The sequence below is a fragment of the Pseudazoarcus sp. NS34 genome, assembly GCF_059703725.1.
This window is the reverse complement of sequence record NZ_BAAKIZ010000001.1, coordinates 135223-154738: the sequence shown is the minus strand read 5'-3', so window position 1 is coordinate 154738 and position 19516 is coordinate 135223. Positions and strand designations below refer to the sequence as shown.

Annotated in this window: 21 protein-coding genes; 15 read left to right on the top strand and 6 right to left on the bottom strand. The window is 63.5% G+C overall.

The window, feature by feature from the left end; genetic code table 11:
• Positions 1 to 72 precede the first annotated feature (72 nt).
• From AC6H0N_RS00755 to AC6H0N_RS00715, 9 genes are all read left to right on the top strand, one after another.
• Positions 73 to 2535, top strand: coding sequence for a heavy metal translocating P-type ATPase (locus AC6H0N_RS00755; RefSeq protein ID WP_497572139.1), 2463 nt, complete (start codon positions 73 to 75; stop codon positions 2533 to 2535).
• Between the two features lies 1 nt (position 2536).
• Positions 2537 to 2764 carry a cbb3-type cytochrome oxidase assembly protein CcoS gene (ccoS, locus tag AC6H0N_RS00750; protein ID WP_497572138.1) on the top strand — a complete coding sequence of 76 codons (228 nt, stop codon included), beginning with the start codon at positions 2537 to 2539 and terminating at the stop codon, positions 2762 to 2764.
• Positions 2765 to 3081: 317 nt separating this feature from the next.
• Positions 3082 to 4512, top strand: coding sequence for a cytochrome-c oxidase, cbb3-type subunit I (gene ccoN, locus AC6H0N_RS00745; RefSeq protein WP_497572137.1), 1431 nt, complete (start codon positions 3082 to 3084; stop codon positions 4510 to 4512).
• A gap of 13 nt (positions 4513 to 4525) precedes the next feature.
• Entirely contained in the window at positions 4526 to 5158 is a 633-nt protein-coding gene (gene ccoO / locus AC6H0N_RS00740) for a cytochrome-c oxidase, cbb3-type subunit II (protein ID WP_497572136.1), read from the top strand.
• 13 nt (positions 5159 to 5171) lie between these two features.
• A complete protein-coding gene (locus AC6H0N_RS00735; RefSeq protein WP_497572135.1) occupies positions 5172 to 5366 on the top strand; it encodes a cbb3-type cytochrome oxidase subunit 3 in 195 nt (64 codons plus the stop codon).
• Positions 5359 to 6264: a cytochrome-c oxidase, cbb3-type subunit III gene (ccoP, locus tag AC6H0N_RS00730; protein WP_497572134.1), complete on the top strand. Its 906-nt coding sequence runs from the start codon at positions 5359 to 5361 to the stop codon at positions 6262 to 6264. Before AC6H0N_RS00735 ends, ccoP begins: the two co-directional genes overlap by 8 nt.
• A gap of 61 nt (positions 6265 to 6325) precedes the next feature.
• The gene (ccoG, locus tag AC6H0N_RS00725; protein ID WP_497572133.1) at positions 6326 to 7723 is read left to right on the top strand and encodes a cytochrome c oxidase accessory protein CcoG; all 1398 of its coding nucleotides are present in this window, start codon (positions 6326 to 6328) and stop codon (positions 7721 to 7723) included.
• 13 nt (positions 7724 to 7736) lie between these two features.
• The gene (locus tag AC6H0N_RS00720; RefSeq protein ID WP_497572132.1) at positions 7737 to 8252 is read left to right on the top strand and encodes a FixH family protein; all 516 of its coding nucleotides are present in this window, start codon (positions 7737 to 7739) and stop codon (positions 8250 to 8252) included.
• A gap of 114 nt (positions 8253 to 8366) precedes the next feature.
• Positions 8367 to 8687 carry a hypothetical protein gene (locus tag AC6H0N_RS00715; RefSeq protein WP_497572131.1) on the top strand — a complete coding sequence of 107 codons (321 nt, stop codon included), beginning with the start codon at positions 8367 to 8369 and terminating at the stop codon, positions 8685 to 8687.
• 33 nt (positions 8688 to 8720) lie between these two features.
• Here AC6H0N_RS00715 and AC6H0N_RS00710 read toward each other — a convergent pair whose 3' ends face one another.
• Together AC6H0N_RS00710 and fnr are read right to left on the bottom strand one after the other, a co-directional pair.
• On the bottom strand, positions 8721 to 9164 hold the full coding sequence (locus AC6H0N_RS00710; protein WP_497572130.1) for a universal stress protein: 444 nt from the start codon (positions 9162 to 9164) through the stop codon (positions 8721 to 8723).
• 336 nt (positions 9165 to 9500) lie between these two features.
• Positions 9501 to 10220 (bottom strand): fumarate/nitrate reduction transcriptional regulator Fnr, encoded by a 720-nt coding sequence (gene fnr, locus AC6H0N_RS00705; RefSeq protein WP_497573221.1) that lies wholly within the window; start codon positions 10218 to 10220, stop codon positions 9501 to 9503.
• Between the two features lie 135 nt (positions 10221 to 10355).
• Between fnr and hemN the strand changes: the two genes are divergently transcribed.
• From hemN to AC6H0N_RS00690, 3 genes are all read left to right on the top strand, one after another.
• Positions 10356 to 11747, top strand: a complete 1392-nt coding sequence (gene hemN, locus AC6H0N_RS00700) for an oxygen-independent coproporphyrinogen III oxidase (RefSeq protein ID WP_497572129.1) — start codon at positions 10356 to 10358, stop codon at positions 11745 to 11747.
• 64 nt (positions 11748 to 11811) lie between these two features.
• Positions 11812 to 12513 carry a sulfite exporter TauE/SafE family protein gene (locus tag AC6H0N_RS00695; protein WP_497572128.1) on the top strand — a complete coding sequence of 234 codons (702 nt, stop codon included), beginning with the start codon at positions 11812 to 11814 and terminating at the stop codon, positions 12511 to 12513.
• Positions 12514 to 12561: 48 nt separating this feature from the next.
• Entirely contained in the window at positions 12562 to 12771 is a 210-nt protein-coding gene (locus tag AC6H0N_RS00690; protein WP_497572127.1) for a heavy-metal-associated domain-containing protein, read from the top strand.
• A gap of 5 nt (positions 12772 to 12776) precedes the next feature.
• Here AC6H0N_RS00690 and AC6H0N_RS00685 read toward each other — a convergent pair whose 3' ends face one another.
• Together AC6H0N_RS00685 and AC6H0N_RS00680 are read right to left on the bottom strand one after the other, a co-directional pair.
• Positions 12777 to 13913, bottom strand: coding sequence for a GNAT family N-acetyltransferase (locus tag AC6H0N_RS00685; protein ID WP_497573220.1), 1137 nt, complete (start codon positions 13911 to 13913; stop codon positions 12777 to 12779).
• A gap of 128 nt (positions 13914 to 14041) precedes the next feature.
• On the bottom strand, positions 14042 to 14407 hold the full coding sequence (locus AC6H0N_RS00680; protein ID WP_497572126.1) for an MliC family protein: 366 nt from the start codon (positions 14405 to 14407) through the stop codon (positions 14042 to 14044).
• 180 nt (positions 14408 to 14587) lie between these two features.
• On the opposite strand from AC6H0N_RS00680, the gene AC6H0N_RS00675 reads away from it, so the two are divergent.
• Positions 14588 to 16207, top strand: a complete 1620-nt coding sequence (locus AC6H0N_RS00675) for an NAD+ synthase (protein ID WP_497572125.1) — start codon at positions 14588 to 14590, stop codon at positions 16205 to 16207.
• 39 nt (positions 16208 to 16246) lie between these two features.
• A complete protein-coding gene (locus tag AC6H0N_RS00670) occupies positions 16247 to 16585 on the top strand; it encodes a P-II family nitrogen regulator (RefSeq protein WP_497572124.1) in 339 nt (112 codons plus the stop codon).
• Between the two features lie 49 nt (positions 16586 to 16634).
• Here the strand turns inward: AC6H0N_RS00670 and AC6H0N_RS00665 are convergent, their stop codons facing one another.
• Positions 16635 to 17654, bottom strand: a complete 1020-nt coding sequence (locus tag AC6H0N_RS00665) for a Smr/MutS family protein (RefSeq protein ID WP_497572123.1) — start codon at positions 17652 to 17654, stop codon at positions 16635 to 16637.
• Between the two features lie 15 nt (positions 17655 to 17669).
• On the bottom strand, positions 17670 to 18620 hold the full coding sequence (trxB, locus tag AC6H0N_RS00660; protein ID WP_497572122.1) for a thioredoxin-disulfide reductase: 951 nt from the start codon (positions 18618 to 18620) through the stop codon (positions 17670 to 17672).
• Between the two features lie 213 nt (positions 18621 to 18833).
• Between trxB and AC6H0N_RS00655 the strand changes: the two genes are divergently transcribed.
• Entirely contained in the window at positions 18834 to 19499 is a 666-nt protein-coding gene (locus AC6H0N_RS00655) for a Crp/Fnr family transcriptional regulator (protein ID WP_497572121.1), read from the top strand.
• The last annotated feature ends 17 nt before the right edge of the window (positions 19500 to 19516 follow it).

Sequence of the window (19516 nt, the reverse complement as noted above, 5' to 3'; positions counted from 1 at the left end):
AATCGTGCTAAATAGTGGCCTCTGCCCGCGATCCGGTGCGCCCTGCGCCGGGGCGGACGCCGCGCCGCCTCAATGACCTCCGCAGCATCCCCTGCCAGTTCCGCCGCATCGGACGAATCCTGCTACCACTGCGGCCTGCCGGTGCCGCCATCGACCGCACACTGGGTGCGCATTGATGCGGCCGAGCGGCGCATGTGCTGTGCCGGCTGCGAGGCCGTCGCGAGTGCCATCGTCGCCAGCGGCCTGACCGATTACTACCGCCACCGCGATGCCATGCCGGAGCCGGTGCGCGAGGCCATGCCGGCCGAACTGCAGGATCTCGGCCTGTTCGACCACCCCGACTTCCAGGCCGACTTCGTCAAGCCGGTGGGTGAGCACGAGCGCGAGGCTGCGCTGATACTTGAAGGCATCACCTGTGCGGCCTGCGTGTGGCTCAACGAGCGCCACGTCAAGACCGTGCCCGGCGTGTCGCTGGTCGAGGTGAATTACGCCACGCGGCGCGCACGCGTGCGTTGGGACACGCGTACGACGCAGCTCTCGGCCATCCTCGGTGCAATCCAGGCCATCGGCTATCGCGCCTATCCGTATGACGCCGAGCGGCTGGAGCAGGTCGCGCACCGCGAGCGCCGCTCGATGCTGTGGCGCGTCTTCGTGGCCGGCTTCGGCATGATGCAGGTGATGATGTACGCCTACCCGGCATGGATCGCCTCGGGCGACGACCTGTCGCGCGAGGCCGAGGTGCTGATGCGCTGGGCCAGTCTGGTGCTTACGCTGCCGGTGGTGTTCTATTCCGCTGCGCCGTTCTTCCGCCGCGCCTGGCGCGACATCCGCCTGCGCTCGCTGGGCATGGACGTGCCTGTTGCGCTTGGCGTGGGCAGCGCCTTCCTGGCCAGCGTGTGGGCCACCGTGGCGGGCGGGCCGCACGTGTACTTTGACTCGGTCACGATGTTCGTCTTTCTGCTGCTGTGCGGGCGTTATGTCGAGATGCTGGCACGCCAGAAGGCGGTGCGCGGTGTCGAGGAGCTGGGCAAGGTGCTGCCGTCCTTTGCCGAGCGGCTGGCCGAGGATGGCAGCGCCGAGCGCGTGCCGGTGTCGCAATTGGCCTCGGGCCAGCGCGTGCGGGTGCGTCCGGGCGAAGTCATTCCGGTAGATGGCTTGGTGCTGGAGGGGGCGAGTTCGGCCAACGAAGCACTACTCACCGGGGAGAGCTGTCCGGTGGCGAAGGCCGCGGGTGCTGAAGTCATCGGCGGCAGCATCAACATCGCCAGTCCGCTGGTGGTCGAGGTCGTGCGTGTGGGCGAGGCCACGCGGCTGGCGGCCATCCGACGCCTGATCGACCGCGCCGCACTGGAGCGCCCGGCGGTGGCAACACAAGCCGACCGTGTGGCGCGCTATTTCATCGCGGCCCTGCTGTGCGCATCGGCCCTGACCTGGGTGATCTGGCACTTCATCGATCCGGATCGCGCACTGTGGATTTTCGTATCGGTACTGGTCGTGGCGTGCCCGTGCGCATTGTCGCTGGCCACGCCGACGGCGCTGACGGTGGCAACCGACACGCTGGCGCGCATGGGTGTGCTGGTCACGCGCGGACACGCCATCGAGGCACTGGCCAAGGCCAACCGTTTCGTCTTCGACAAGACCGGCACGCTGACCCATGGCGACATGCGCGTTGAGGCCATCGACGTGTTCGGTGGAGACGAGGCTGCTGCGCGACGACTGGCGGCAGCGCTTGAGCAAGGCTCCGAACACGCGATTGCGGCCGCGCTGCGGCGCGCTGCCGGCGCTGCAGTCCTGCCACAGGTCGAGGACGCACGCGCGGTGACCGGGCAGGGCGTTGAAGGGCGTATTGAAGGTCGTCTGCTGCGCATCGGTCGGCCCGAGTTCGTGGCGGCGCTGTCGGGCTGCGCGCCGTTGCCGGCAGGCTCGGGTGCAGCGAGTGTCGTTGCACTCGGCTCGGCAGAGGGCCTGCTGGCGGTGTTCCGGCTGGCCGACACGCCGCGGGAAGAGGCGCCCGTGCTGATACGCCGCCTGACCGCCGAGGGCGTGCCGGTGGCGCTGGTCAGCGGCGATGGCGAAGCGGCCGTCAAGGCGGTTGCGGCGCATCTGGGCATTGTCGAGCTTCGCGCCGGCGCCACGCCCGAGCAGAAGCAGGCCTTCGTGACCGACTGGCAGGCACAGCCCGGCGCCTTGGTTGCGATGGTGGGCGATGGCGTGAATGACGCTCCGGTGCTGGCGCAGGCTCAGGTGTCGGTGGCGATGGGCGGCGGCACCGATCTGGCTCGCAACCAGGGCGACATGGTGTTGTTGTCGAACAACCTGGCCGGCCTGTCGGCGGCGATCACGCACTCCCGACGCACCATGCGCATCGTGCGCGAGAACCTGTGGTGGTCGTTTGCCTATAATTTCACTTCGGTCCCGCTGGCCATGGCGGGGTTCATCACACCGTGGATGGCGGGTCTCGGGATGGCCCTGAGTTCGCTGCTGGTTGTGCTGAATGCCTTGCGCCTGCAGCGCAAACCGCCCATTGGAGCCTGACATGGATTTCGGTCTTTACCTGTTGATTCCGCTCTCAGTCGTTCTCGTCTTCGTGATCGGCGTGGTATTCTTGCGGTCTTTGCGAAGTGGCCAGTTTGACGACCTTGAGGGGCCGGGTTTCCGGATCCTCGTCGATGATCCAGACCCCCCGCGAGAACAGGAAGAACTGGAAGCGCGCGCCAGACGAGAGGAAGAAGCCTCGAAATCCGGCAAGAACGAGCCCGGTTGATCCAGATCAAACCAGCCCCACGGGCACGATGACATACTGCCCTCGTGGTTTTCGGGTGGCGCCAGCAGCGCTACCGATGCCATGGATTGCAAGTCTCTCTGTTGGGGTTGGGGGTGCGCGCATGCGCACCCCGTTTTTTTGTCGTGATGTGCCCTCCGGGGCAAGAACGCAGGCCATGACCTACATTCAGAACCATTGATTTAACCAGTGCTTGATCGGGGTCAAATCCGTTCAGGCGCTTTGGCGTATGTTCGTGCCGGTGCGCATGGCGGCAAGCCGCTGGCAGTGAGATTCGGTAAACAAGAGGAGTAATCCAAGTGCAATCGCAGACGACTTACCACTACAAAGTCGTTCGCCAGTTCGCCCTGATGACGGTCATCTGGGGCATCGTCGGCATGTCTCTGGGGGTCTTCATTGCTGCCCAGCTGGCTTGGCCGGCGCTCAACCTGAGCGAACTCGGTGAATGGTTCCACTTTGGGCGTTTGCGCCCGCTGCACACCAACGCGGTGATCTTCGCGTTTGGTGGCTGCGCACTGTTTGCGACCTCGTACTACGTCGTCCAGCGAACCTGTCATACCCCGCTGTTCGCGCCGAGGCTGGCCGCGTTCACGTTCTGGGGCTGGCAGGCGGTCATCGTGCTGGCCGCCATCACGCTGCCGATGGGTTTTACGTCGAGCAAGGAATACGCCGAGCTGGAATGGCCGATCGACATCCTGATCGCCGTGGTGTGGATCTCTTACGCCATCGTGTTCTTCGGCACCATCGCCAAGCGCAAGGTCTCGCACATCTACGTCGCGAACTGGTTCTTCGGTGGCTTCATCCTGACCGTGGCGCTGCTGCACATTGTTAACAGCGCTGCGATTCCGGTGACGTTCTGGAAGTCGTACTCGGCCTACGCCGGCGCGCAGGATGCAATGGTTCAGTGGTGGTACGGCCACAACGCGGTCGGCTTCTTCCTGACCGCCGGCTTCCTCGGCATGATGTATTACTTCGTGCCGAAGCAGGCTGGTCGTCCGGTGTATTCCTACCGCCTGTCGGTGGTGCACTTCTGGGCGCTGATCTTCACCTACATGTGGGCGGGCCCGCACCACCTGCATTACACCGCGCTGCCCGACTGGACCCAGTCGCTGGGCATGGTGTTCTCGCTGATCCTGCTCGCGCCGAGCTGGGGCGGCATGATCAACGGCATCATGACCCTGTCGGGTGCCTGGCACAAACTGCGCACTGACCCGATCCTGAAGTTCCTGATCGTGTCGCTGTCGTTCTACGGCATGTCGACCTTTGAGGGGCCGATGATGGCCATCAAGACGGTCAATGCCCTGTCGCACTACACCGACTGGACCATCGGCCACGTTCACTCCGGCGCTCTGGGCTGGGTGGCCATGATCTCGATCGGCTCGGTGTACTACCTGATCCCGCGCATGTACGGCAAGACCGAGATGTACTCGGTGTCGCTGATCAACACGCACTTCTGGGTCGCGACCATCGGCATCGTGCTGTACATCGCCTCGATGTGGATCGCCGGTGTCACGCAGGGTCTGATGTGGCGTGCAGTCAACGCCGACGGCACGCTGACCTACTCGTTCATCGAGGGCGTGAAAGCCAGTTACCCGTTCTGGAATATTCGTCTGGTTGGCGGAATCCTGTTCCTGTCGGGCATGTTCATCATGCTCTACAACGTGATCAAGACCGTTTCGGGCCAGAAGACATACGAAGCGCCGGTGCTCGCCCCGGCTGCTGCGCACTGAGGAGTTTTGAGCGATGCGCAAATTCAAGCATGAGCTTATCGAACGCAGCGTCGGTCTGATGATCGTGCTGACGCTGCTGACGGTGAGCGTCGGCGGGCTGGTGGAAATCGTCCCGCTGTTCTTCCAGCACTCGCTGACCAAGCCGATCGACCGGTCAGGCAACCCGCTCGACATCAAGCCGTACGACGCGGTGCGTCTGGCTGGTCGCGACATCTATATCCGCGAGGGCTGCTCCAACTGCCACTCGCAGATGATCCGTCCGTTCCGCGCTGAAACCGAGCGTTATGGCCACTACTCGGTGGCGGGTGAGTACATCTACGATCGCCCGTTCCTGTGGGGCTCCAAGCGTACCGGCCCCGATCTGGCTCGCGTCGGTGGCCGCTATTCCGACGAATGGCATCGCGTGCACCTGACCAACCCGCGCGCCGTCGTGCCGGAATCGAACATGCCGGCCTTCCCGTGGCTGGAACGCCCGGCGGACGCCAGCAGCATCGACAAGAAGATGATCGCGCTGCGTACCTTGGGTCATCCGTATACCGACGAGGAAATCGCCGGTGCCAAGGCCGCGCTGGAAGGCAAGACCGAGATGCAGGTGCTGATTGCCTACCTGCAGGGTCTGGGCACCGCGCTATCCAACTTCAAGTGATCCGGGGGTAAGCATGGACGTCAATATCTTGAGGATCATAGTGACCGTGGTCGGTTTCCTGTGTTTCCTGGGAATCTGTTTCTGGGCTTACAGCCGACATGCTCGCAAGGGCTTTGACGAGGCGGCCATGCTTCCCTTTACCGAAGACGAAGACATGCCCGCCGAGCGTGACGACGGGCATATGACGCAAGGAAAAAAACATGGCTGACTTCGTGAGCGGCTTCTGGAATCTGTGGGTCATGGTGTTGGTGACCCTCAGTCTGCTGTTCTGTCTGTTCGTGCTGATGTCGAACAACAAGAAACCCAAGCCCGGTCCGGTGGAGCTGCACGGTCACGTGTGGGACGAGGACATCGCCGAGTACAACAACCCGCTGCCGCGCTGGTGGCTGTACCTGTTCTGGATCACGCTGATCTTTGCGGTGGTGTATCTGGCGCTGTACCCGGGTTTTGGCAACGTGAAGGGGTATCTGGGCTGGACGTCCATCGGCGAGTACGAAACTGAAGTGGCGCTTGCTGACGACCGTTACGGTCCGATCTACGCCAAGTACCGCGAGATGGACGTTGCTGCGGTGGCCGCTGATCCGGAAGCCCAGGCCATGGGTGGCCGTCTGTTCCAGACGTATTGCGCCCAGTGCCACGGTACGGATGCCGGCGGTTCGAGTGGTTTCCCGCGCCTGAGCGACAAGGTGTGGCTGTATGGCGGTGAGCCCGAGAACATCAAGGCCACCATCACCAACGGCCGTCTGGGTGTGATGCCGGCACTGGGTGCCGCGATCGGTCCGGAAAGCACGCGTGACGTGGCGCACTACGTTCGCTCGCTCAACGGTCTGGCACATGATTCGTTGCGCGCCCAACGTGGCGTGGACGTGTTTGCGGCCAACTGCGCGGCGTGCCACGGTGCGGAAGCCAAGGGCAACCCGGCGCTGGGTGCCCCCAACCTGACAGACAACACCTGGCTGTGGGGATCGAGCGAAGCGATGATCGCCTACACCATCAACAACGGCCGTCAGAACCGCATGCCGGGTTTCGGCGACTTCCTTGGCGAAGACAAGGTGCATCTGCTGGCCAGTTACGTCTGGGGCTTGTCGAACAAGCCTGAGCAGTAAGGCTGTCTCGTCCGCCCGGCTTCGGCCGGGCGGATTTCTGCAACATCCGGAACGGAAGACCATGGCGAAAGGCGGCAAGGCGCAACAGGAAGAAGGCGACTCACTGTACGCATCACGCAAGAAGATCCACATGCGTTCGGTCAAAGGTAACTTTGCCAACTGGCGCTGGTTCTTCGTCTGGTTTACGCAGATTCTCTACTACGGCTTGCCTTGGCTCGAATGGAACGAGCGGCAGGCCGTTTTGTTTAATCTGGCCGAACGCAAGTTCTACATCTTCAACTGGGTGTTCTGGCCCCAGGACGTCATCTATCTGGCCGTCCTGCTGATCATTTCCGCTTTCGGCCTGTTCTTCTTCACTGCGATTGCCGGGCGTCTGTGGTGCGGCTATACCTGTCCGCAGACGGTGTACACCGAGATCTTCATGTGGATCGAGGAGAAGATCGAAGGCGATCACGTGGCCCGCCGCAAATTGCAAGAGGCGCCGATGAGCGCCCGCAAGGCCATGCTGCGCACCGCAAAGTATTCGGTGTGGGCAATCGTTGCGCTATGGACCGGTTTCACCTTCGTGGCCTACTTCACCCCGCTGGACGGGCTGATCGAGTCGTTCGCCGCATTCGATGTGGGCGGCTGGGTGTTGTTCTGGACCCTGTTCTACGCCGCTTTCACGTACATCTTCGCCGGCGTGCTGCGCGAACAGGTGTGCTTCTACATGTGCCCTTACGCGCGCTTTCAGGGCGTGATGTTTGATTCGGATACGCTGGTTGTCACCTACGACAGCGAACGTGGCGATCCGCGCGGCTCGCGCAAGAAGGGCGTTGATCCGAAGAGCATCGGCAAGGGCGATTGCGTCGACTGCAACATCTGTGTGCAGGTCTGTCCCACCGGCATCGACATTCGCGAAGGCCTGCAGTACGAGTGCATCGGTTGCGGCGCCTGCATCGACGGTTGCAACGACGTCATGGACCGAATGGGCTACGAGCGCGGCCTGATCCGCTATTCGACCGAGAATGCAGTCAAGCAGCACTGGACGCGCAAGGACATCATTGCCCACATCCTGCGTCCGCGCATCCTGATCTATGCGGCCTTGCTGACGGCGATCTGCGCGGCGACCCTGGCGGCACTGGTGCTGCGACCGGACCTGCGCGTGGACATCATCCGTGACCGCGCGGCGCTTGCACGCGAGGTCGAGGGCGGCATGATCGAGAACGTCTACCGCTTGCAGATCATGAACATGACCGAACTTCCTCGCGAAGTTTTCGTCGACGTAAGCGGTATCGAAGGCGCTCAACTCGTCGGTTCCACGCTGGCGCTGCTGCCGTCGGCCGGAATGGAATCGGTGTCGGTGAACGTTCGCGTCCCGTACGACGCGCTCGAGCCGGGCGTGCACGAAATTGTTTTTGAAGTGACCGCGGAAGACCTGAAGGTGCGTGAGCAGACCACCTTCATCATGCCGCAATGACCAGGACGAGCAGATGAATACCCGCAGCGACCCTTCCTACGATCCGACCCCCTGGTACAAGCAGCGCTGGCCCTGGCTGCTGATGGTGATGCCGGCGATCTCGATCATGCTCGGCAGCATGCTGCTGTATTTCGCCATCACGACCAATGACGGTCTGGTGGTGGATGACTACTACCGCCAGGGGCGTGCGATCGACCAGACCATTGCGCGTTCGGTGGTTGCTGCCGAGCAGGGGTTGGCCGCGGATGTCGGCCTCCGCGCGGAGGATATCCGTATCGAACTGGATGCCAATGATGGCGTTGAGTTGCCGTCGGAGCTGATCGTCACCATCATCCATCCCACGCGCGCGGGCTTCGATCAGGTATTGCGTCTGGCGCGTGTCGATGGCGCGTATGCGGGCCCGATTGCGCCGATGTCGCTGGGACGCTGGCATGTCCAGATCGAGGATACGGAGCGGGTGTGGCGCCTGCACGGCGATGTGCGCATTCCCGATGAAACGCGGGTGCGCATCCTGCCGTACCACGTTTGATTCTTCACCGCTTCAGGCACATACTGAATCCCGAAGTGGCGGAGTTTGCGCATGCCGGCCTCAAGAGCGGGCAGCGCGGGCGTAGGAGTCCGGTCGTGCGAGGAGGAATCGCAAATGATCAGATGGATCCTGGTTCTGTGGCCTTCGTTTGTGGTCGCCGGTGTTGCGGTGAGCCTGTTCTTCACGCTGGTCAATCCGCGTGAGTTGTATCTGTTCGGGGAGGTCGTCGAGTTCTCTCCGATCGCCACCTACTCAATCGGCTTTTTTGCCTTCTGGGCCTTGTGTGCGGCTTCCAGCTTGCTGACGCTGTATCTGGTCGGAAAGCCGGCAAGCGCCGAACGGGCAAAGCCGACGCATAGAGCGCGTTCCTCCGGTAAGCCGAAGTCGCGCAAGATGGAGCCCGCATTGCACGGGCATCACCACGCGCACGGATGACAAAACGGCCCTTTTCGGGCCGTTTTTCATGCTTCAGCGGTAGATCAATACCGGGATCTTGCTGTGCGAGAGCACCTTCTGCGTTTCGCTGCCCAGCAGCAGTCCGGCCAGGCCTCGCCGTCCGTGCGAGGCCATGAAGATCAGGTCGCAACTGTGTCGCTCGGCGGCTTCAATGATGCCTTCATAAGGCACTTCGCACACCACCGAATCGGTGTCTGCTGAGACCCCGGCAGCCTTCGCCGCAGCCTCGGCGCGCGCCAGAATGGTTTTGGCCTCCGAGGCTGCCGACTGAGCGAACTGCTCGGGCGTGGTCGGATCAATCAGCGCACCCTCGCCGTAGATCGGCATCGGGAAATCGGGCTGCGCGTAATAGAAGGTGGTGCGGGCGCTGATCTCTGCGGCGAAACGGACAGCCTTTTCGACTGTTGCCTGCGAGAGTTCGGATCCGTCTGTCGGGACAAGAATGTGTTGGAACATGGCGCAACTCCGAGACCGAATTGGAATGACACCATTATAGCCACCGTCCGCAAGCCCTTGCGGAAGGCAATGTCCCCGCAGGTTTGATGCAGATCGAGTTTCGCTGTGCAGCCGGGGAGGCAATCGGTCGTGCGCCGTAGTGGCAGGTATTCGGGCGGGCGGAATGCGTCGCTAGAGAGCCTGCGGACGCGGATGTCTGATTTGAGCGCGCTCCCATTAATGTCCGATGGACACGGTGAGAGAACCGCCGCGCGAGCGTTGGACGATGCGCGGTCGGGTGGACAGTGCGGGTGGCCGAAGCCGGAGTGGTCGAATCGCTGCAGTGAGGCGAGAGCCTCAGCGGTTGCCGGATTGCTGAACCAAGCGGCGCAGACCGGCCAGATCGATGATACGGATGTGCTTCTGTTGAACCGTGATCAAGCCTTCATCCTGGAAGCGTGAGAAGGCACGCGATACGGTTTCGAGCTTGAGTCCGAGGTAGGAGCCGATTTCGTCACGCGTCATGCGCAGATTGAACTCGGCGGGCGAAAAGCCGCGCGCATTGAAGCGTTGCGACAGATTCATCAGGAAAGCGGCCAGCCGCTCTTCGGCCCGCATGGAGCCGAGCAGCATCATCACGCCGTGATCGCGCACGATCTCGCGGCTCATGACCTTGTGAAACTGGTGCTGCAGGCCTTCGACTTCGCGCGAGAGCCCTTCGAGCTGGCTGTACGGAAGTACGCAGACCTCGCTGTCTTCCAGCGCGACGGCGTTGCAACTGTGGGTTTCGGTGCTGATGCCGTCGAGTCCGAGCATTTCGCCGGTCATCTGAAAGCCGGTGACCTGTTCACGCCCGTCTTCAAGCAGCACGTCCGTCTTGAACCAGCCGACGCGGATGGCGTAGATGGCGTCGAAGGCGTCGCCTGCCCGATAGAGGTTCTGTCCCTTGCGGATCTTGCGTCGATCGCCGACAAGCTTGTCGAGCCGCTCGATTTCCTCGGCGGACATTCCCACCGGAAGACACAGCTCGTGGAGATTGCACTGCGAGCAGGCCGCACGTATCGCGGGGGCGCTAATCTGAACCGTCGCTTTCGTCACTGCCAGGGGCCGCTCCGTAGGGCATGAGGCGTCGTTCACGCCTGCGTTTGATACACGTCAAAGCAGCCCGAACCGGAATCCGGGATCGTTGGGTCCATGCAGGAAAAAGCACTCATGGACATCCACAAACCGGTGGTCTTCGATCCCGAACTGATTCGTCGTTTTGACGTCAGCGGGCCGCGCTACACATCCTACCCTACGGCCGATCGCTTTGTAGAGGCGTTCGACGCGCAGGCGCTCGAGCAGTGGCTGCATAAGCGCAGCGTCGGCGGGGTGGTGCGTCCGCTGTCGCTGTATTTCCACATCCCGTTCTGCAACACCATCTGCTACTACTGTGGTTGCAACAAGATCATCACCAAGGACCACGGCCGTTCGGCCAGGTACCTGAAGTATCTGGCCAAGGAGATCGCGCTGCAGGCGGCGCACATCGAGGGCTGCCGCGAAGTCACGCAGCTGCACCTGGGTGGCGGTACGCCGACCTTCCTGTCGCACGACGAAATGCGCGCCCTGATGGCTTCGGTGCGCGAGCACTTCACGCTCAAGCCAGGCGGCGAGTACTCGATCGAGGTCGACCCGCGCAAGGTCGATTTCGCAACCGTCGCGCTGCTCGCCGAGCTTGGCTTCAACCGCATGAGTCTGGGCGTGCAGGACTTCGACCCCGAGGTGCAGAAGGCGGTCAACCGCCTCCAGAGCTTCGAGGAAACCAAACTGGTGCTCGACGCGGCGCGCGCCACCGGCTTTCGCTCGGTCAGCATCGACCTCATCTACGGTCTGCCCGGGCAGACCGTGACCCGCTTCAACCGCACGCTGCAGCAGGTCATCGAACTCGCGCCGGATCGCATCTCGCTCTACAGCTACGCTCACCTGCCGGCCATCTTCAAGCCGCAGCGACGTATCGACGAAGCCCTGCTCCCGAGTCCCGACGGCAAGCTGCAGATTCTCCAACTGGCCATCCGTCGGCTTACCGAGGCGGGCTACGTATTCATCGGCATGGATCACTTCGCGCGGCCTGACGACGAACTCGCCGTGGCGCAACGTCAAGGGCGCCTGCACCGCAACTTTCAGGGCTACTCGACGCAGTCCGAGTGCGATCTGCTGGCCTTCGGTGTGTCGGCCATCGCCAGCATCGGACCGATCTATGCGCAGAACCACAAGGTCATCGACGACTATTACGACGCGCTCGACCGCGACGAACTGCCGGTCATGCGCGGTATCCAGCTGTCGGCGGACGATGTCCTGCGCAGGTCGATCATCCAGGCACTGATGTGTCACTTCGAACTGTCGATCGAGTCCATCGAAATCGCGCACCTGATCAGCTTCGACGACTACTTCGCCGATGAGCTGTCCGATCTGCGTGAAATGGAGGTCGCCGGTCTGCTGGCGATCAGTGACGGCTGGATCACCGTCCAGCCTGCCGGGCGCATGCTGGTGCGGGTCATAGCCATGGTGTTCGACCGCTATCTGCGCGCCGACCGCGAACGCAAGCGCTACTCTCGCGTGATCTGAGCCGAGGTCCGGAACGACGCAGACGGGTATACTTGCGCCTCGCGTCGTTGCTTTCCCCTTCTTAATGCCCGAAACCGGTTATATCGCGGTCTTTCTCGTCGGCCTGCTTGGCGGCACGCATTGTGTCGCCATGTGCGGCGGCATTGTCGGTGCGCTGTCGGTGCAGATGCCCGGCAAAACCGCGCGTCAGTGGCCCATCCACCTTGCCTATAACCTCGGTCGCATCGCCACCTACACCGCGTTGGGCGGCTTTGCCGGCGCCGTTGGCAGCGCCGGCATGCTGTTTGGCGATGTGCTGCCGGTGCAGCTCACCTTGTACGTGGCCGCCAACATCATGCTGATCCTGCTCGGGCTGTACCTGACGGGGATCACCCAGTTGCTTGCCCCGGTCGAGCGGGCCGGCGGCGTGATCTGGCGGCGCGTCCAGCCGTTCACGACGCGTTTTCTGCCGGCGCGTACCGTCGGGCGAGCGCTGCCGCTCGGTCTGCTATGGGGTTTTCTGCCCTGTGGCCTGGTCTACAGCGTGCTGACCACGTCGCTGGTCACCGGCTCGGCTGGCCGCGGTGCCGGCCTGATGTTGGCTTTCGGCCTCGGTACATTGCCCAATCTGATGCTCGCGGGCATGTTGTTCAAGCGTTTTCGGGATCTCACTCGTGATCGTCGTGTGCGTGTCGTCGCCGGTCTGCTGGTGCTCGGTTTCGGCGTATTCGGGCTCTACCATGCGCCGCATCTTGGCGGGCAGCTGTGGAGCGGCGTGATATGCTGACGCCGCATTTTGTTGCGGTGCAATGTGAAGTCAACGCAGGAGGCAGGCATGAGTGAAGTGACGATTCGCGTAGACGGCATGAGCTGCGGTGGCTGTGTGCGCAATGTGACCGGTGTGCTGAAGGCCTTGCCGGGCGTCTACGACGCAGAAGTGTGTCTGGAAGAGGCTGAGGCGCGCGTGGAGTTTGACCCGGCCCAGGTCACCGTCGAGGCCTTGCGCCAGGCGATCACCGACGCAGGATTCGACGCTGCGCCCTGAGTTGATCAGGGGGTGTCGACTCTGAACGGCGAGCGCTCGGATAACTCATCCAGATAGAAACCAATCCCCTCGGTTTCGCGCGCCAGAAAGCGGTCCACCGCGTCGGCGAAGCGTTCATCGCGCAGCCAGTGCGCGGAACGTGTGATGACCGGCTCCAGCCCCCGTGACAGCTTGTGCTCGCCTTGAGCGCCGCCTTCAAAGCGCGCAATGCCGTGTTCGACGCAGTATTCGATGGCGCGGTAATAGCACAGCTCGAAGTGCACAAAGGGCAGGGCCTCGGCGGCGCCCCAATAGCGACCGTAGAGCGCGTGCTTATCCTTGAGAAAAAATGCCCCTGCCACCGGCGAGCCGTCGCGCTTGGCGAGCAGCAGACGCACGTTGTCCGGCATGCGCTCTGCCAGCAGTGCGAAGAAGTCCGACGTCAGATACGGCGTCGAGCGATGCATCGCGTAGGTCGTCGCGTAGCAGCGATGAAAGAACTGCCAGTCCGCTGTGCTCGCCGTGTGGCCATCGAGCCACACATGCTCCAAGCCGTGCTCCGCGGCTCGCCGTCGTTCCTGGCGAATTTTCTTGCGCTTGGCGTGATTGAGGCCGGCGAGGAAATCCTCGAAACCTCCGTAGCCGCGGTTGTGCCAGTGAAACTGCACGCCGCTGCGCAGCATGAAGCCGGCGTCTGCCAGTGCGCTCGCCTCGGTTTCCGACGGTAGCAGCACGTGCATCGAGGACATGCCGGATTCTGCCGCGATCATTTGTGCAGCTCGCGCGAGTGGGGCGAGGTAGCTCGCGTCACGGACGAGCAGGCGTGGGCCGGGCACCGGTGTGAAGGGTACGGCCGAGAGCCACTTCGGGTAGTAGGCCAGACCGTGGCGCTGGTAGGCATCGGCCCAGGCCCAGTCGAATACATATTCGCCGTATGAATGCAGTTTTTCGTACAGCGGCATTGCTGCAACCAGCGTGGCGCCGTCGTGTAGCAGCAGATGGCGTGGGTGCCATCCGGTGCCTTCTCCGACTGAACCACTATCCTCCAGCGCAGACAGCATGGCGTGTGACACGCAGCAGGCGCCGTCGCCTAGTTCGTCCCACGCGGTAGCGTCAATTTCGGCGATGTTGGGGATGATGCGTGCAGTCAGCGAAGCGCTCATGTCCATCCGGTTGGTGAAGGCCTCGTTCCCGGCCATCCTGCGGGTTGCCGTGCGCGAGGTGGCGGGGCGCTCCGGTGATAAAAAAGCCCGCCGTAGGGCGGGCCGGGGGAATCAGTGCTGCGGGCGTGTCAGACGGTCTTGCACTCGTTTGCCAGCGGCTTGTTGGTGCGTCCGTCGAGCAGAACACCCTTCCACGGCAGATCGATCCAGACCAGACCGTTGCGACGATCCTCATAGCGGGGCAGGCCCGACTCCGACGGGTCACGTGCCAGATTGTAGCGCTTCCCTTGCCAGCTGATCTGCATCGATCCCTGCTCGCGCCCGCCGCGTTGCACGTCGACGCTCTGTCCGAATTCACATTGGTAACTTCCGCTGCCCAATTCGAAGTCGAGCTGTTGCTTCGATGAATCGGGTTTTGCGGCAAATGCCGGGGCCGAACCTACGATAAAGAGTGCAGTACAGATGAAGGCGGGAATGAGGGGGGTGCGGTGCATCACGTTTGCTCCAATAGCCGTTTTTCGATTCTAGGGCTGTCGTCGAAGCGGACGCGGTCGGGAAAGTGTAAGCGAACACTTTTGCAACACTGCCTGCTCCGGAAGGCCGTGCTCGCAGTGTAGCCGGCCTGGGCGGATGGTGCATTCTGCGGCATGGGGGAAGCCGGTATAGTTACACTCATGACGAAATCGCTAGCCCTTGCTGTCGCCCAATTCAACCTGATGGTAGGCGACGTTTCCGCCAACGCGGAACGCATTCTCGACGCCCTCGCCGAGGCTCGCGCCGGCGGTGCCCGCCTGTTGCTCACGCCCGAACTGGCCCTGTCCGGCTATCCGCCCGAAGACCTCTTGCTGCGCCCGGATTTCTACCGTGCGTGCGAGCGTGAGGTCGCGCGTATCGCGGCGGCCACTGCCGACGTGGTGCTGGTGCTGGGGCACCCGCACATGCAGGACGGGCGCTGTTACAACGCTGCTTCGGTGATCCGCGACGGGCGGGTGGAGGCCACCTACCTCAAGCAGTTGCTGCCGAATTATTCGGTCTTCGACGAGGCGCGCTATTTCTCGCCAGGCTCTCAGGCTTGCGTGTTCGAGCTCGATGGCGTGCGCATCGGCTTGGCTATCTGCGAGGACCTGTGGGAGCCCGGGCCGATGAAGGCGGCACGTGAGGCCGGCGCCGAACTGTTGCTGGGGCTGAACGCCTCGCCCTTCCATCTCGACAAGCGCGCGCTGCGGCTTGAAACCTTGCGGGCGCGCATCGCCGAGACGGGGCTGCCGGTGCTGTATTGCAATACGGTGGGGGGGCAGGACGAACTGGTGTTCGACGGCGCCTCCTTTGCACTCGACGCCGATGGCACTCTGGCCTGGCGCGGGGCCTCGTTCGAGGAGGCCCTGAGCGTGCTGCGTTTCGACGGCGCGCGCTGGTCGCACGATCTGCCGGCTGCGCCGGAGCCCTCGCCCGAAGAGGAAGTCTATGCCGCGCTGGTCACCGGTGTACGCGACTACGTCGGCAAGAACGGCTTTCCGGGCGCGATCATCGGCCTGTCGGGCGGCATTGATTCGGCGCTGACGCTGGCCGTGGCGGTCGATGCACTGGGCGCCGACAAGGTGCGCGCGGTGATGTTGCCGTCGCCCTATACCGCGCAGATGAGCCTGGACGATTCGCGCGAGATGGTGCGGAGGCTGGGCGTGCGCTACGACGAGATCGCCATCGAGCCGGCCATGCGCGTCTATCACGACATGTTGGCCGAGCAGTTTCGCGGGATGGCCGAAGACGCCACCGAAGAGAATCTGCAGAGTCGCATCCGCGGCAATGTGCTTATGGCGTTGTCGAACAAGACTGGCTCCATCGTGTTGACCACGGGTAACAAAAGCGAGATGGCCACCGGCTACGCAACCCTGTATGGCGACATGGCCGGCGGCTTTGCGGTGCTCAAGGATCTGTACAAGTGCTTCGTGTACCGGCTTTCGCGCTGGCGCAACACGCGCGGCGAGGTGATTCCCGAGAACATCATCGTGCGTCCGCCTTCGGCCGAGCTGAAGCCCGATCAGGTGGATCAGGATTCGTTGCCGCCGTATGAAGTGCTCGATGCCGTGATCGAGGCCTACATGGAACGCGACGAGTCGCCGCGCGAGCTGATCGCGCGTGGCTTTGCCGAGGCCGACGTGCGGCGCGTGGTCGACCTGCTCAAGCGCAATGAATACAAGCGCCGTCAGGCGCCGGTCGGCATCCGCATCACACGCCGCGGATTCGGCAGGGATTGGCGTTATCCGATAACATCGCGCTACCGCGACGAGTACTGAAACAGCGTCGCTACAAGACGACCCATCGAGGAGACAGGAATGAAGAAGATCGAAGCCATCGTCAAACCGTTCAAGCTCGACGAAGTTCGCGAGGCGTTGGCCGAAATCGGCGTGAACGGGCTCACGGTGACAGAGGTCAAGGGCTTTGGCCGTCAGAAGGGCCACACCGAGCTGTATCGCGGTGCCGAGTACGTGGTCGATTTCCTGCCCAAGATCAAGGTCGAAGTCGTGCTGGCCGACGGCCAGGTCGAGGCCACCATCGAGGCCATCGTCAAGGCGGCGCGTACCGGCAAGATCGGTGACGGCAAGATCTTCGTGACGCCGGTCGAGCAGGTGGTGCGCATCCGCACCGGCGAGACCGACGAGGACGCGCTCTAAGCGCCACCCGAACTGCATCGAGTCAGGGCCGCCCGCGAGGCGGCCTTTTTCATGTGTTGCCGCGTGTCGGTGCGTTGCCGCGCAGCAGCACCAGTAGCGCGCCTGATCCGCCCTGGGTCGGGCCAGCCTGACAAAAGGCAAGGATTTCCTCGCGCTGCGCCAGCCAGCCGCGTGACAGTTGCTTGAGGATCGATACGCCGCCTGGCGAGCCCAGGCCCTTGCCGTGAATGACGCGCACGCAGCGCGCGCCGCGCTGCAGGCTGGCGGCCAGAAAGCGTGACAGCGCCAGACGCGCGTCTTCCCGCGTCAAGCCGTGCAGGTCGAGCTCGCCCTGCAGCGTCCAACGCCCGCGCCGCAGATCGAGCAGGGCGCGGCGCGGCATGCCGGGTCGCAGGAACACCGCCTCGTCGCCCATTTCCAGTCGATCTTCGAGTGAGATAGGGGCTTCCATGGTTTCGCGCAGCGCCGAGGCCTCGTCCTCGCTGCGCTTGATCGGCAGGGGCAGCGGCGGCAGGCGTTCGGCCTCGATGCGGTTCTTGTCGGGAACCGGTGCTGCGCCGCGCACTGCGTGGCGAAAGAGCTCCGCCGCATCCATGCTCTCGGGGTTGGCCGGCAGCAGTGGCGGCACATTCTCAACGTCAGGCTTGGCGAGCGGATCGATCGGGCGTTGCCGTTCGCTGCGCGCAGCCAAGGCGCGCGCGCCGGAAAGCTCGACACGGTTGCTGTTGTCGAGTGGCACCACGTCCTGCATCGAAGCCTGGAAGAGCTCGCGAGCGCCTAGGGGTTGCGCTCGGTCGGGCGCATGAGGCGCTGCGTCCGGTTCCGGGTCGGCCGCGCGTGGGCGAGGCACCGGCGCCGGACGCGGTTGGGCGATCTCGGCGCGTCCGCCATCGTCGATCGGCGCAATGCCGCGCATTTCGCGTCGGAACAGTTCCGGGTCGTCGGCTTCTTGCTGCGGTTCACCGGCGGAAGGCGGTTTCCTTGCCGGCGCCTTCTCGGGCGTTCTGGTCAGAATGCGCGCGCGCAGGGACTTCAGCTTGTCGAGGCCGGAGTCCTTGCGTCGCGTCATTGCACCGTGCTTCGCTCAGGCCAGCGAATCGAGATAGCGCTCGGCGTCGAGCGCGGCCTGGCAGCCGGAGGCGGCCGAGGTAACCGCCTGGCGGTAGATATGATCCTGCACGTCGCCGGCGGCGAACACACCGGCAACGCTGGTGGCGGTGGCGTTGCCCTCGCGCCCGCCCTTGGTGACGATGTAGCCGCCTTCCATGTCGAGCTGGCCTTCGAAGATGTCGGTGTTCGGCTTGTGGCCGATGGCGATGAACACGCCGTGCACCGCGATTTCGCGCTTGCTGCCGTCGACAGCGCTCTCAAGTCGCATGCCGGTCACGCCGTTAGCGTCACCGAGGATCTCGTCCAGCGTCGAGTCGAGCGCGAGTTCGATCTTGCCGGCGGCGACCTTCTCCATCAGCTTGTCGATCATGATCTTCTCGGCGCGGAAGGTCTGGCGGCGATGCACCAGCGTGACCTTGGAGGCGATGTTGGCCAGATACAGCGCTTCCTCGACGGCGGTGTTGCCGCCGCCGACTACGGCGACTTCCTGGTTGCGGTAGAAGAAGCCGTCGCAGGTGGCGCAGGCCGATACGCCGCGGCCGGCAAACTTCTCTTCGGACGGCAGGCCAAGGTACTTGGCGGTGGCGCCGGTGGAGATGATCAGCGCGTCGCAGGTGTATTCGCCGGAATCGCCGACCAGACGGAAGGGGCGCTCGCCGAGCTTCACGGTGTGGATGTGGTCGAAGATCATCTCGGTGTTGAAGCGCTCGGCGTGACGCTGGAAGCGTGCCATCAGGTCCGGCCCGAGCACGCCGTCGGCGTCTGCGGGCCAGTTGTCGACGTCGGTGGTGGTCATCAGTTGGCCGCCTTGGGCAAGGCCGGTGACCAGCACCGGCGCGAGGTTGGCGCGTGCGGCATAGACTGCGGCGGTGTAACCGGCGGGGCCTGAGCCGAGGATGAGAAGTCGGGCGTGTCGGGTGCTCATGCGAAATCCTGCAAAACGGGGTTGGCTGAAGCGAGGGGCGATTATAGCCGAGGGGTCGGAGACATCCGCCGATCGCGTCGATAGTCAGGGCTCATGGCACGCCGGCTATTGTGTTGCAGGGATTGTCGTGAAATAGTTCCAGCACAAATACAGAAGCTTTCGGCCGGCAGGGCGGTGTGGCGCCGGTCAGGTGGCATTGCGGTGGAGGGGTTCATGCTTTCAGCAGTATCGACTGTGGCGCTCAAGACCTTTGCGCTGTTCCAGGGGTTGCCGGACGAGGTTCTCGGCAAAGTGGCCGCCGTATCCGGCATGCGACGCTATCCGCGAGGCCATCACGTGCTGGATGCCGGCGACGAGGGCGATCACGTGTATTTCGTGCTGACGGGCTCGGCCAAGGTGGTCGTGTCCGGTGAGGGCGGGCGCGACGCCATTCTCGGCCTGCTGGCGCGCGGCGCGGTCTTTGGTGAGATGGCCATGTTCGGAAGCTGTCCGCGCTCGGCCTCGGTCGTCACGGCCGAGCCCTCCGATCTGGTGCAGATTCCGGTCACCGACTTCCGCCGCCTGATGCAGGAGAACTTCGAGCTGGCCTGGCGTGTGATGTGCCTGCTGGCCGATCGCCTGCGTGAGGCGGATCGCAAGATCGAAAGCCTGGCGCTGCGCGACGTGCATGCGCGCGTGGAAGAGTTGCTGCGTGAAATGGCCGAGCCTTGCGATGGCGGCAGCTTTGTCGCCACCCGCATCACCAAGCAGGACATCGCCCGCATGGTGGGGGCGTCACGCGAGATGGTGAGCCGTGTGATGCGCGACCTGTCGCGCGGCGGCATTGTCGAAGAGCGCCCGGACGGCATCCTGTTGAAGGATCGCCGGGACGCCGACTGAAGCTTCGGCAGCACGCC

Excerpts from the sequence above, each read along its gene's own strand:
- AC6H0N_RS00755 (WP_497572139.1), top strand. The coding sequence starts at position 73 with ATGACCTCCGCAGCATCCCCTGCCAGTTCCGCCGCATCGGACGAATCC.
- ccoS (WP_497572138.1), top strand. The coding sequence starts at position 2,537 with ATGGATTTCGGTCTTTACCTGTTGATTCCGCTCTCAGTCGTTCTCGTC.
- ccoO (WP_497572136.1), top strand. The coding sequence starts at position 4,526 with ATGCGCAAATTCAAGCATGAGCTTATCGAACGCAGCGTCGGTCTGATG.
- AC6H0N_RS00735 (WP_497572135.1), top strand. The coding sequence starts at position 5,172 with ATGGACGTCAATATCTTGAGGATCATAGTGACCGTGGTCGGTTTCCTG.
- ccoP (WP_497572134.1), top strand. The coding sequence starts at position 5,359 with ATGGCTGACTTCGTGAGCGGCTTCTGGAATCTGTGGGTCATGGTGTTG.
- ccoG (WP_497572133.1), top strand. The coding sequence starts at position 6,326 with ATGGCGAAAGGCGGCAAGGCGCAACAGGAAGAAGGCGACTCACTGTAC.
- AC6H0N_RS00720 (WP_497572132.1), top strand. The coding sequence starts at position 7,737 with ATGAATACCCGCAGCGACCCTTCCTACGATCCGACCCCCTGGTACAAG.
- AC6H0N_RS00715 (WP_497572131.1), top strand. The coding sequence starts at position 8,367 with ATGATCAGATGGATCCTGGTTCTGTGGCCTTCGTTTGTGGTCGCCGGT.
- AC6H0N_RS00710 (WP_497572130.1), bottom strand. The coding sequence starts at position 9,164 with ATGTTCCAACACATTCTTGTCCCGACAGACGGATCCGAACTCTCGCAG.
- hemN (WP_497572129.1), top strand. The coding sequence starts at position 10,356 with ATGGACATCCACAAACCGGTGGTCTTCGATCCCGAACTGATTCGTCGT.
- AC6H0N_RS00695 (WP_497572128.1), top strand. The coding sequence starts at position 11,812 with ATGCCCGAAACCGGTTATATCGCGGTCTTTCTCGTCGGCCTGCTTGGC.
- AC6H0N_RS00690 (WP_497572127.1), top strand. The coding sequence starts at position 12,562 with ATGAGTGAAGTGACGATTCGCGTAGACGGCATGAGCTGCGGTGGCTGT.
- AC6H0N_RS00685 (WP_497573220.1), bottom strand. The coding sequence starts at position 13,913 with ATGAGCGCTTCGCTGACTGCACGCATCATCCCCAACATCGCCGAAATT.
- AC6H0N_RS00680 (WP_497572126.1), bottom strand. The coding sequence starts at position 14,407 with ATGCACCGCACCCCCCTCATTCCCGCCTTCATCTGTACTGCACTCTTT.
- AC6H0N_RS00675 (WP_497572125.1), top strand. The coding sequence starts at position 14,588 with ATGACGAAATCGCTAGCCCTTGCTGTCGCCCAATTCAACCTGATGGTA.
- AC6H0N_RS00670 (WP_497572124.1), top strand. The coding sequence starts at position 16,247 with ATGAAGAAGATCGAAGCCATCGTCAAACCGTTCAAGCTCGACGAAGTT.
- AC6H0N_RS00665 (WP_497572123.1), bottom strand. The coding sequence starts at position 17,654 with ATGACGCGACGCAAGGACTCCGGCCTCGACAAGCTGAAGTCCCTGCGC.
- trxB (WP_497572122.1), bottom strand. The coding sequence starts at position 18,620 with ATGAGCACCCGACACGCCCGACTTCTCATCCTCGGCTCAGGCCCCGCC.
- AC6H0N_RS00655 (WP_497572121.1), top strand. The coding sequence starts at position 18,834 with ATGCTTTCAGCAGTATCGACTGTGGCGCTCAAGACCTTTGCGCTGTTC.